9 protein-coding genes are annotated in these 11,893 nt (G+C 64.6%); 5 read left to right on the top strand and 4 right to left on the bottom strand.

All coding sequences use genetic code 11. The features are described from left to right. Positions 1-46 precede the first annotated feature (46 nt). The gene (locus tag HZZ13_RS27425) at positions 47-1,264 is read right to left on the bottom strand and encodes an acyl-CoA dehydrogenase family protein (RefSeq protein ID WP_197962609.1); all 1,218 of its coding nucleotides are present in this window, start codon (positions 1,262-1,264) and stop codon (positions 47-49) included. Positions 1,265-1,624: 360 nt separating this feature from the next. Between HZZ13_RS27425 and HZZ13_RS27420 the strand changes: the two genes are divergently transcribed. The 3 genes from HZZ13_RS27420 (at position 1,625) to mtnA (ending at position 4,001) form a co-directional block, all read left to right on the top strand. Continuing rightward, complete coding sequence (locus HZZ13_RS27420; protein ID WP_197951689.1) at positions 1,625-1,897, top strand: phosphopantetheine-binding protein; 273 nt, start codon at positions 1,625-1,627, stop codon at positions 1,895-1,897. 91 nt (positions 1,898-1,988) lie between these two features. Beyond that, positions 1,989-2,864: an S-methyl-5'-thioadenosine phosphorylase gene (locus HZZ13_RS27415; protein ID WP_197962607.1), complete on the top strand. Its 876-nt coding sequence runs from the start codon at positions 1,989-1,991 to the stop codon at positions 2,862-2,864. 30 nt (positions 2,865-2,894) lie between these two features. After that, complete coding sequence (gene mtnA / locus HZZ13_RS27410) at positions 2,895-4,001, top strand: S-methyl-5-thioribose-1-phosphate isomerase (RefSeq protein WP_197962605.1); 1,107 nt, start codon at positions 2,895-2,897, stop codon at positions 3,999-4,001. Positions 4,002-4,121: 120 nt separating this feature from the next. On the opposite strand, the gene HZZ13_RS27405 is transcribed toward mtnA, so the two are convergent. Beyond that, positions 4,122-4,757, bottom strand: a complete 636-nt coding sequence (locus HZZ13_RS27405) for an HAD-IA family hydrolase (protein ID WP_197962604.1) — start codon at positions 4,755-4,757, stop codon at positions 4,122-4,124. A 105-nt stretch (positions 4,758-4,862) separates the two neighbouring features. On the opposite strand from HZZ13_RS27405, the gene HZZ13_RS27400 reads away from it, so the two are divergent. Next, entirely contained in the window at positions 4,863-5,621 is a 759-nt protein-coding gene (locus HZZ13_RS27400; protein ID WP_197962603.1) for a S1 family peptidase, read from the top strand. A gap of 124 nt (positions 5,622-5,745) precedes the next feature. Further along, entirely contained in the window at positions 5,746-7,248 is a 1,503-nt protein-coding gene (locus HZZ13_RS27395) for a flavin-containing monooxygenase (protein WP_197962602.1), read from the top strand. A 233-nt stretch (positions 7,249-7,481) separates the two neighbouring features. On the opposite strand, the gene HZZ13_RS27390 is transcribed toward HZZ13_RS27395, so the two are convergent. Together HZZ13_RS27390 and HZZ13_RS27385 are read right to left on the bottom strand one after the other, a co-directional pair. Next, positions 7,482-8,408 carry a response regulator gene (locus HZZ13_RS27390; protein ID WP_197962601.1) on the bottom strand — a complete coding sequence of 309 codons (927 nt, stop codon included), beginning with the start codon at positions 8,406-8,408 and terminating at the stop codon, positions 7,482-7,484. Further along, positions 8,392-11,763 (bottom strand): hybrid sensor histidine kinase/response regulator, encoded by a 3,372-nt coding sequence (locus HZZ13_RS27385; protein WP_197962600.1) that lies wholly within the window; start codon positions 11,761-11,763, stop codon positions 8,392-8,394. Before HZZ13_RS27385 ends, HZZ13_RS27390 begins: the two co-directional genes overlap by 17 nt. Positions 11,764-11,893: the final 130 nt, after the last annotated feature.

The following is an 11,893-nucleotide window of genomic DNA, read 5'->3' as shown; positions in this document are numbered from 1 at the left end:
CCTGCTATCTCAAAATTGTTCTTGTTGAAGCGGTCGCGGAGGCACGTCAGTCGCGAAGGCTCGTCGGCACGCCGCTCATCAATGTCGATGTCGCGGCATTGGCCAGGATCCGGTCGTTGTTGATCATGATCGGCGACGACAGCACGTCGCGGAGGTGACGGCCCATGGTGAACTCGCCGTCATTGCGGTAGCCGGCGAGGCCCGCGGTGCGCATCGCGTGCATCACGGTCTCGACCGCGAGCTCGGAGGCCTGCACCTTCAAAAGCGTGATCGAGGACTGGAAGTCGAGCGAGGTCAGCGCACGCTCGTCGTGCTCGACGCGGGCGAAAGCGTCAATATTGGCGGCAATCAGCGCGCGCAGCTTGGCCAGCGACATCTTGGCGGCGGTGAAGTGCGCCGCGGCCGGGGGCATCTGTCCGCCGGACGAGCGCGCCGCCTTGCGAATGAAGGCCTGCGCGCGCGTCACCGCCGCAGCAGCGATGCCGGCCCAGGCCGACGACCAGCACAGATGCGCGAACGGCGTCATCGTCTGGGCGTGGATCTTGTCATAGGATTCCGGGAAGACGCGGTCGGCGGGACAGTCGACCTTCAGCTCGAATCCGGTCGAGCAGGTGCCGCGCATGCCGAGCGTTTCCCAGCCCAGCGTCCGCTTCAGCGTATAATCGTCCTTGGCGAGCGCCAGCAGCACCTGGTCGGAGGCGGCGGCGTCGGTGGCGCGGCGGGCGATGGTGACGAGACCATCGGCTTCGGCGCCGTAGGAGATCACGGTGGCGTCGCGCACCAGCGAAACGGTGTCGCCGGCGTGGTCGACCGCAGCGGCGCTGGCGCGGATGTTGCCGCCATTCTGGCCTTCGGTGGTGGAGGAGGCGAGCAGCCACTGGTCGCGGGCGATCCGGCGCATCATGGTTTCCATCCACGGGATGCCATGGCCGTGCCTGATGACGCAGGCGACCTTGGTCTGGTGCATCGCGTAGATCATCGCCGTGGACGCGCAGGCGCGTCCGAGCGTGTAGCAGATGTCGGTGACGTCGTGGATCGAGGCACTGAGGCCGCCGAACTCGACCGGAACCATCACGCCGAGCAGCTTCTGCTCACGCGCGACGTCGAAGGCCTTGTGCGGGAAGCGGGCGTCGCGATCGACCGCGTCTGCGTCGGCCGCCGCCGCTGCGGCGGTCCGGGCGGCGCGCTCGATCAGGGAAAGACCCTGCTCGAGAAAGCTCGTCTGCATTTCGTCGCCAGTGAGGACTGCTTCACGCACGTTCATACTCGTCCGCCTCCGGTTTGCCGTTCGAGATCGCCGGCATCATTCGCGATGCCGCTTGACGCGATCCTCCAGCCATCTTTGCTTGTGAGACGAGGCTACGGATTTAATTCAAATTCGTCGATGAAATAGAGGGTAAACAAAACCCAATTCCGAACGAACAGTTAAGGTGCGGTTGTTCGCATCACCGGATTTTCCGGCATCGCGTTAGGACTCTGGAAGAAGCCTGGATTTTTCGACAATCCGAGTCATCGTTTACTAAGAAACGCGAAGTATTGGTGCCGCCCATTGCAGGACCGGCAGCCCGCACCCATCGTAGCCGGCAGTCCGGTCCGACCCCGATAGACAGATGGGAATTTGCCGATGCAGGCCTTCGATACCGATTTGCGCAATCGCATCATCAAGCTGGTGAAGGGCATCCTCGAACAGAATTCGCTTCCCGCAGACGTTACGCCTTCGGCCAAGCTCGTCGATATCGGCCTGACCTCGATGGACATGGTCAATCTCATGCTTGGGGTCGAGGCCGAATTCGACTTCACCATCCCGCAGTCCGAGATCACGCCGGAGAATTTCCAGTCTGTCGAGACGCTGGAGCGGATGGTGGCGACCCAGCTGCAGCCGGCGACCGCGGCTTAACCAGGGGCGCATCTCCCCACCACGTTCCAAATCTGCCGCAAAACTGGCATAGCTTAACCATGTCAGATTTGGCGGACAGGGTGGAGCAGGCATGACGCAGGCGGTATTGGGCATCATCGGCGGCTCGGGCATCTATGACCTGCCCGGCTTGGAGGGTGCGCGCGAAGAGATGATCGAGAGCCCCTGGGGCGAGCCGTCCGCGCCGTTGCGGCGCGGCTCCATCGCCGGCCTGCCGATCGTGTTCCTGCCCCGGCATGACAAGGGGCATCGGCTGTCCCCCTCCGACATCAACTATCGCGCCAATATCGACGTGCTGAAGCGCGCCGGCGTCACCGATCTGATTTCGCTCTCGGCCTGCGGCTCCTTCAGGGAGGAACTGCCGCCTGGGACCTTCGTTCTCGTCGACCAGTTCGTCGACCGCACCCATAAGCGCGAGAGCTCGTTCTTCGGCCGCGGCTGCGTTGCGCATGTGTCGATGGCGCACCCGGTCTCGCCGCGGCTGCGCATCCATCTGGCGGCCGCCGCGGAAGCGGAAGGCATCGCGATCGCGCGCGGCGGCACCTATGTCTGCATGGAAGGACCGCAATTCTCCACTTACGCGGAAAGCATGACCTACAAGACGCTGGGCTATTCGGTGATCGGCATGACCAACATGCCCGAGGCCAAGCTCGCGCGTGAGGCGGAGATCTGTTACGCTACCGTCGCGATGGTGACGGATTTCGATTGCTGGCATCCCGATCACGATGCGGTCACCGTGCAGGACATCATCCGCATGCTGAACTCGAACGCCGACAAGGCGAAGGCGCTGGTGGCGCGGCTGGCCAGGGATTTTCCGCGCGAGCACGAGCCGTGCCCGATCGGTTCGGACCGTGCGCTCGATAGCGCGCTGATCACGGCGCCCGAGGCGCGCGATCCCGAGCTCCTGAAGAAGCTCGACGCGGTGGCCGGGCGCGTCCTGCGCCCGTGAGACGCAACAAGAACGAAAAGGCAGAATGCCATGAAGGTCGACGGCAAGCATTTCCGCAGCATCTGGCGCGAGCGCGACGGCTGGTCGGTCGGTGCGATCGATCAGCGCCGGCTGCCGCATGAATTCGTCATTGCGCGGCTGACCTCGTGTGAAGATGCGGCCGTTGCCATCCGCGACATGCTGGTGCGCGGCGCGCCGCTGATCGGCGCCACCGCCGCCTACGGCATGGCGCTCGCGATGCGCGAGGATGCCTCCGACGCCGGGCTGCAACGTGCGTATGACACGCTCGTCGTGGCGCGGCCGACCGCGATCAATCTGAAATGGGCGCTGGACGAGATGCGCTCTTCGCTCGCGCCGGTTGATCCGGTTGAGAGGGCGGAAGCGGCCTATGCGCGCGCTGACGAGATCGCCGAGCAGGACGTCGAGATCAACCGCGGCATTGCCGACAACGGGTTGAAGCTGATCGAGGCGACCGCGGCGAAGAAGCCGGGCGACGTGGTCAACGTGCTGACCCATTGCAACGCCGGCTGGCTCGCCACCGTTGACTGGGGCACGGCGACCGCGCCGATCTATCTTGCGCACGAGCGCGGCATCAAGGTCCATGTCTGGGTCGACGAGACCCGGCCACGGAATCAGGGCGCCTCGCTGACCGCCTGGGAGCTCGGCCATCACGGCGTGCCGCACACGGTGATCCCGGACAATACCGGCGGGCACCTGATGCAGCACGGCATGGTCGATCTCGCCATCGTCGGCACCGATCGCGTCGCCGCCAACGGCGACGTCTGCAACAAGATCGGCACTTACCTGAAGGCGCTTGCCGCGCATGACAACGGCGTGCCGTTCTACGTCGCGCTGCCGTCGCCAACGATCGATTTCGCCGTTCATGACGGCGTCCGCGACATCCCGATCGAGCAGCGCAGCGGCGTGGAGGTCACCGACATGACCGGCCGCACCGCGGACGGTCGGCTGGAGACAGTGCGCATCGTGCCCGAGAGCTCGCCGGTCGCGAACTACGCCTTCGACGTGACGCCGGCGCGGCTCGTCACCGGTCTCATTACCGAGCGCGGCGTGCTGAAGCCGGATCGCGCATCGCTGGCGGCGGCGTTTCCGGAGCGGATCGCTGTTGCGGCGAAGTAGCCTTGGCCGGGCGATATCTCGCCACGGCCGTCATTGCGAGCGCAGCGAAGCAATCCAGAATTCCTCCGCGGATGCAGTCTGGATTGCTTCGCTACGCTCGCAATGACGGAGAATGACGCGCTACCGCAGCTTCAGCCCCGTCGCCGTCTCGAGCTCCGCAATCGCTTGTGCCCCACTCGTCACCTTGATCGTCGTCATGCCCATCTGACGCGCCGGCTTCAAATTGACGCCGAGATCGTCGAGATAAACGCACTTGTTCGGATCGACCTTCAGCGTCTCGACCATCATCCGGTAGATGCGTGGATCCGGCTTGCGCAGGCCGATCTTGGCGGATTCGATGACGTGATCGAACAGCACCATGACTTCGGCAATGTAAAGCGAGCGTCCCGTCATGCTGCCGATCGCGTTGGCCGGCAGATTGTTGGTGATGCAGCCGGTCTTGAATTGCGCCTTGACGCGCTTCAGGGCCTCGACCATCTCCGGGCGCAGATCGCCCTGCAGCAGCGGCAGCACGTCACGGCCGCGCACCTCCGCGCCCAGCGCGAGCGATTCGGCGGCAAACAATTCGTCGAACGTCTCGATATCGACCTCGGCCCGCTCGAATTTGGCCCAGGCGTTTTCCAGATGATTGGCGGCGTTGGTGCGCCGGATGATATCGGCGGGCAGGCCGCGTTCGGTCTCGAACCGCGTGAACGCCTCGAAGGGCGAGCTCGTCAGCACGCCGCCGAAATCAAAGATCACCGCTTCGACCGTCAATGTCCTGCCCTCGTCAATTGCTTTCCAGGAGGGCTAGCATGCGCTATCGGCAAGAGCCAGTCCGAAGCAATCGCCCGCCTTCATCCGATGCCAATCCGTATTCCCATGAAGATGCCTGCCGCCTTGATCGCAGCTGCGCTGCTGCTTGCGACGCCAGCCTCCGCGATCGTCGGCGGCGGCACGCCGCAGGCCGATGGCGTCGCCCGCGCCGTCGTCACCATCGTCGGCTCGCGCGGCAATTTCTGCACCGGCAGCCTGATCGCCCCGAGGCTGGTACTGACGGTCGCCCATTGCGTGCAGCCTGGCGCGGATTACAAGGTCGTCGATCGCGGCGCCGACGGCCAGCCGCAATTGCTGAACGTGCGCAGCGTCGCGATCCATCCGAACTTCAACATGCAGGCGATGCAGGCGCATCGCGCCACCGCCGACGTGGCGCTGCTGCAATTGGAAATTCCACCCAAGGGAAAATCCTCGGTGACGGTCGGCGCGCCGACGATTCCAATTCAGGTCGGCAGCCGCTTCGTCATCGCCGGCATCGGCGTCACGGTTCGCGGTGACGGCAAGAGCGGCGGCACGACGCGCGTTGCCGGCCTCGTTGCAACCGGACAGCCCGGGACGCTCCAGATTCGCCTGGTCGATCCCGTAACCAACGGTGTTCGCGACGGAATTGGCGCCTGCACCGGCGATTCCGGCGGCCCCGTGTTCGAGGACAGGCCGAACGGTCCCGTGCTCGTCGGCCTCATCAGCTGGTCGACAGGACCGAACAACGCCGCCGGTTGCGGCGGCTTGACCGGCGTGACGCCGCTGACGCTCTATCGCGACTGGATCTTGCAGACCGCGCGGAGCTGGGGTGCGGCTCTGTGATTTGACCGCGACTTGATCTATGTCATTTTGAAGCGGAGGCGCGGCGGGTGATCATGCTCGTCGCGGAGGAAACGCGCCGCCCATCAAGGACGGCCACATAGACAAGCAAGGCATAGAAGCAACAATGAATGTCGCTGTTCGCAGTCACGCCACGGCCAAACAGGCTTCTGAACATTTCGACGTGCTGATCGTCGGCGCCGGCATCTCCGGCATCGGTAGCGCCTATCACATCCAGAAGCAGCTTCCGGGCACGAGCTACGTCATCCTGGAGACGCAGGAAACATTCGGCGGCACCTGGAGCACACATCGCTATCCCGGCATTCGCTCCGACAGCGATCTCCATACCTTTGGCTACAGCTTCAAGCCTTGGGTCGGCCCGCCGATTGCGACCGCCGAGGAGATCCTCTCCTATATGAAGGAGGTGATCGACGACAACGATATCGCGCGGCACATCCGCTACAAGCACAAGATCAATTCCGCGAGCTGGTCGAGCGAGCAGAATCTCTGGACCATCGAGGCGGTGACGACCGATACCGGCGAACCCAGGACCTTCACCGCGAACTTCCTCTGGATGTGCCAGGGCTATTATCGTCATTCCGAAGGCTACACGCCGCAATGGAAGGGCATGGATCGCTTCAAGGGCCGCATTGTCCATCCGCAGACATGGCCCGACGATATCGACCTTGCGAACAAGAAGGTGGTGGTGATCGGCTCGGGCGCGACCGCGGCAACGCTGGTGCCCAACATCACCGACAAATGCGCCCATGTCACCATGCTGCAGCGCTCGCCGACTTACTTCCGCCTCGGCCGCAACGCCATCGAGATCGCGGAAGAATTGCGCCGGCTGCAGGTCGACGAAGCCTGGATCCACGAAATCGTGCGGCGCAAGATCCTGTTCGAGCAGGATGCGTTCACGAAGCTTTGCGTGTCCAAGCCCGAGCAGGTCAAGAAGGAGCTGATCGGCCAGATCAGCGCCGTGCTCGGTCCCGATTACGACGTCGAGACCCACTTCACGCCAAAATACCGGCCGTGGCGGCAGCGCATCGCCTTCGTGCCGGATGCCGACCTGTTCAAGGGCATCGCCAGCGGCAAGGCCTCCGTCGTCACCGACGAGATCGAATGCTTCGTCGAGAACGGCATCCAGCTCAAGTCCGGCAAGCTGCTCGAGGCCGATGTCATCGTCACCGCGACCGGCTTCAATCTTGCCGCGCTCGGCGACATCGCCTTCGAGATCGATGGCAAGCCGCTCGTCTTCGGCGACACCGTCACCTATCGCGGCATGATGTTCACGGGCGTGCCGAACATGGTCTGGGTGTTCGGCTATTTCCGCGCCAGCTGGACGCTGCGCGTCGATCTGGTCGCCGATTTCGTCTGCCGACTGCTCGGCCACATGAAGGCAAAGGGGGCAAGGAAGGTCGAAGTCAAGCTTCGGCCTGAAGACCACAACATGCCGATCCTGCCGTGGATCGATCCGGAGAACTTCAACCCCGGCTACATGATGCGCAACATGGACCTGTTGCCCAAGCGCGGCGACAAGCCGGAATGGCAGCACAGCCAGGATTACTGGACCGAGAAGGACGAGATCCCGAAGACGGACCTCGACGACAAGGCGTTTGTGTACGGGTGATGTAGCAGGGGAGGCGACGCGCTCGCCTCGCCCTCCACTGTCGTCCCGGGGCGCGAAGCGAGCCCGGGACCCATAACCACAGGGAGTGGTTATGAAGCGAGCTGGTCACTCCGAGTCTTCGCCAAACATCTCCCTGGGGTTATGGGTCCCGGATCGGCGCGCGCTTGAGGCGCGCTTGTCCGGGACGACACCGTTTGCTCGGTTGGCAGCGCTTCAACTCATCTACACCGCGCTCACGAATTCCGCCGCGTCGCATTGGCGGCGATCGCGGCCGCCGCGGTCCGGTTCTCGACGCCGAGCTTGGCGTAGATCTGCTCCAGATGCTTGTCGACGGTGCGCGGGCTGAGGCCCAGAATTTGCGCGATGTCGCGGTTGGTCTTGCCCTTGCTGAGCCAGGCCAGCACCTCGCCCTCGCGCGTGGTGAGGCCGAGCTCGCTGGTGAATTCGGGCGGCAGCGCGGTGCCGGCTTCCTTGGAGAGCCGCAGCAGGAATTCGTTCGGCGCGGTCTCGCCCATGTAGTAGAAGCGGAGCTGCGGATTGTCGGGCAGCGACGCTGCCTGGGATTTCGCGCCGCTCCTGGCCTTCGCCTGCTCGAGCCATTGCAGCAGCGCTGGCGGCAGCACGAAGTCGTCGGCCTGCGCCCCGTGATGGTCGGACAGCAGCTTCTGCGCCTGCGGCGTCGCCCACAGCACATTGCCCTGGCGGTTGACCGCGAACAGGAAGCGGCCGGAGACGTCGAGCGCGGCGCGCGCGCTCTGGGTCAGCCGGGCATTGCCGAGATGGACGCGGATGCGCGCCAGCATCTCCTCAATCACGATCGGCTTGGTCACGTAATCGACGCCGCCGGCTTCCAATCCACGCACGATGTGCTCGGTCTCGGCGAGACCCGTCATGAAGATCACCGGGACATTGGCGAGACCCGCATCGCGTTTGAGCCGGCGGCAGGTCTCGAAACCATCGATGCCGGGCATCACGGCATCGAGCAGGATGATGTCGGGCGTGATCTGGTCGACGATACGCATCGCCGCGGCGCCGTCGAGCGCCACCATCACCGTCATGCCGGCGCCGTCGAGCGCGTCGGTGAGCAGCCGGAGCGTCTCCGGGGAATCGTCGACAACGAGCGCGACGTCACGCTTCTTCGGTTCAATGCTCATAAGCATGCAACGTCTTCAATGTGGCCATGTACTGGTCGAGATCGAAGCGATCGACCAGCGACCGCATCTGCGCGACGAAGTCGGCATGTTCGGGGTGCTCGCTGCCGATCTCGTCCAGCTTCAGCTGGATGCCCTTGACGTAGCCGATCTGGCCGAGCCCGATCAGCGCCTCGATGTGCCGTAGCGGCGGCTTCGATCCGGTCTCCGGATGCCAGAACGGCACCGCGACCTCGTGCGAGCCGTATTGCCATTCGATCTTGAGCAGCTGGCGAATCGTCTCCAGCAGCCGCGGGATGTCGATCGGCTTCATCAGGTAGCCGTCATGGAAGGGCTGCGCCAGCGGCGCGCCATGAGCCTCGAGCGCGCTCGCCGACACCATCAGGATGCGCGCCTGATGGTGACCGCTGGCGCGCAAGGCCTCGGCGACCGTCCAGCCGTCCATGGCAGGCATCGAGATGTCGAGGAGGAACAGGTCGGGCCGGCAATGCTGCGCCAGTGCGAGGCAACCGGCGCCATCGGGCGCGCTGAGCAGGATGAAGCCGAGCGGCGTCAGCACCTCGCGCAAGAGGTCGCGATGCACGGGATCGTCGTCGGTGACGAGGATGGTCTTGCGTGGGCCGTGATAACCCGAGACCGGCGCCTCCACCGGCGCGATGCGCTGGGGATTGGTGACCTCCGAGAGCAGGATCTTGACCTTGAACGTCGAGCCGGTGCCGACCGTGCTCGTGACCTTGATGTCCCCGCCCATCACGCCGGCGAGCAGGCGGCTGATGGTGAGCCCGAGCCCGGTGCCGGTCTGCGGCTGCGAGGCGCCGAGCGCACCCCGCTCGAACGGCGCGAAGATGCGTTCGAGGTCCTCGCCCTGGATGCCCGGGCCGGTGTCGATCACCTCGAACTCGGCGACCGGGCTGCGGTAGTGCACCACGAACTGCACGCTGCCGGACTGGGTGAACTTGATGGCGTTCGAGAGCAGGTTGATCAGCACCTGACGCAGCCGCTTCTCGTCGGCATAGACCACGCGCGGCAGCGTCGGCGGCCGCCTGAACACGAAATCGATGCCCTTGGCCGCGGCCTGGAGGCGGAACATGCCGACGAGCTGGTCGAGGAATTCGCTGAGGCGCACCTCGTCTCGCGACAGATACAGCCGCCCCGCCTCGATCTTGGAGATGTCGAGGATGCCGTCGATCAGGCCGGAGAGATGGTCGGCGCTGCGGCGGACGACGCGAACCTGGTCGCGCGGCTTGGCGCCAAGCGTCGTATCCTGCTCGAGCAGTTGCGCATAGCCGCTGATCGCATTGAGCGGCGAGCGCAGCTCGTGGCTCAACCCGACCACATAACGGCTCTTGGCGAGATTGGCGGATTCGGCGACTTCCTTGGCGCGCTGGAGCTCGGCGTCGGTGCGCTTGTGCGCGTCGATCTCCTGGATCAGCAGCGCGGTCTGCCGCCGCGTCTCGGCCTCGGCGGCACGGCGGCTCTGCTGCGCCAGCACGAACAGCCACGCCACCACGCCGATGATGATGCTTAGCGCGAAGAAGACCTTCCACAGCACGTCGGATACGAGCTCGTTGTCGCCGTGCACGCTCGCCGACGTCTGCAAATAGATCAGCCCCAGCACCAGGGCGATCAGCCCGGCTGAGATCACGAACACGCCGATATAGTGGCCGACCTGCGAGTTGATCCGGGCGTAGATCGGCTGCGGCATCAGCCTGCCCAGCGTCTCCGACACCTGCGCCTGGAATCTCGCGTGCGGCTTGCACAGATCGTGGCAGCGTGCGTCCAGCGAACAACACAGCGAGCAGATCGGGCCGGCGTAAGCGGGGCAGGAGGCCATGTCCTCCGGCTCGAACGAGTGCTCGCAGATGCAGCACTGGATCGCCTCGATGTTCTGCCAGCTCCGCTTCGGCTTGCGCGCGATGTAGTACTTGCCATCCGTAGCCCAGGCGATCAACGGCGCCGTGAGGAAGGCCGCCGCGAGCGCGATGAAGGCCGACAGCGCCTTCGCGGTCGGCCCGAACAGGCCGTAGAAGGCGCTGATCGAGACGATGGTCGCGATCATCATCGCTCCCACGCCGACCGGATTGACGTCGTAGAGATGCGCGCGCTTGAACTCGATCTGCTGCGGCCGCAATCCAAGCGGATTGTTGATGACGAGATCGGCGACCAGCGCGCCGACCCAGGCGATCGCGACGTTGGAATAGAGCGCCAGCGTCTGCTCCAGGGCCTTGTAGACGCCGATCTCCATCAGCAGCAGGGCCACGATGACGTTGAAGACCAGCCAGACCACGCGCCCGGGATGGCTGTGGGTCAAGCGCGAGAAGAAGTTCGACCAGGCGATCGAGCCGGCATAGGCATTGGTGACGTTGATCTTGACCTGCGACAGGATCACGAAGGTGCCGGTCAAGGCCAGCGCGAGATCAGGCTGCGACAGCACATAGCGGAAAGCTTCGAGATACATGTGCGCCGGCTCGGCGGCCTCCTCGGGCGGCACGCCGTGGCTGAGCGCGAAGAAGGCGAGGAACGAGCCGGCCAGCAGCTTCAGCGCGCCCAGCACGATCCAGCCTGGGCCCGCGCTCATCAGCGCCACCCACCAGGAGGCCTTGGAGGCCCGGCGGTCGCGCGGCAGGAAGCGCAGGAAGTCGACCTGCTCGCCGATCTGCGCCACCAGCGAGAACACGACCGAGGCCGCAACGCCGAACAACAGCAGATCGAAATGCCCGTTGAGATTGCCGTGCTCGCCGGAGAACTTGTGCCAATCCGCAAAGGAGTGCGGGTTGTGCCAGGCGATCGCGGCGAACGGAATGATGTGAAGGATCACCCACAGCGGCTGCGTCCACAATTGGAAGCGGCTGATCAGCGTGATGCCGTAGGCCACCAGCGGGATGATGACGACGGCGCTGATGAGGTAGCCGACCGGCCGCGGAATCCCGAAGCACATCTCGAGCGCGGAGGCGAGGATCACGGCCTCGATCGCGAAGAAGATGAAGGTGAAGGAGGCGTAGATCAGCGAGGTGACGGTCGAGCCGATGTAACCGAAGCCGGCACCCCGCGTCAGCAGGTCGATGTCGATGCCGCATTTGGCGGCATAATACGCAATCGGCACCCCGCAGCCGAAGATGATGACGGAGACCACGACGATGGCCGCAGTCGCGTTGGTGACGCCATAGTTCAGCGTGATGGTCCCGCCGATCGCCTCCATCGCCAGGAACGAGATCGCGCCCAGTGCCGTGTTGGCGACGCGGGCGGCGGACCAGCGCCGCGCGCTCTTGGCGGTGAAGCGCAGGGCGTAATCTTCCAGCGTCTGGTTGGCGACCCATTGATTGTACTGGCGCCTGACGCGGTCTATTCGCTGCCGCCCTGCCACTGAAACCCCACTCCCGATACGGACCCGGACCCCTCGCAAATTCCGTACCAGAAGCCTACGTCGGCATTTTGCGGTGCAGTATACGCGATCTTGCGTATCCGCGGCCTGCATAAATTCGAGCCATCCTCAC

The organism is Bradyrhizobium agreste, from assembly GCF_016031625.1.
Taxonomy (GTDB): domain Bacteria; phylum Pseudomonadota; class Alphaproteobacteria; order Rhizobiales; family Xanthobacteraceae; genus Bradyrhizobium; species Bradyrhizobium agreste.
This window is presented reverse-complemented; position numbering and strand designations above follow the sequence as displayed.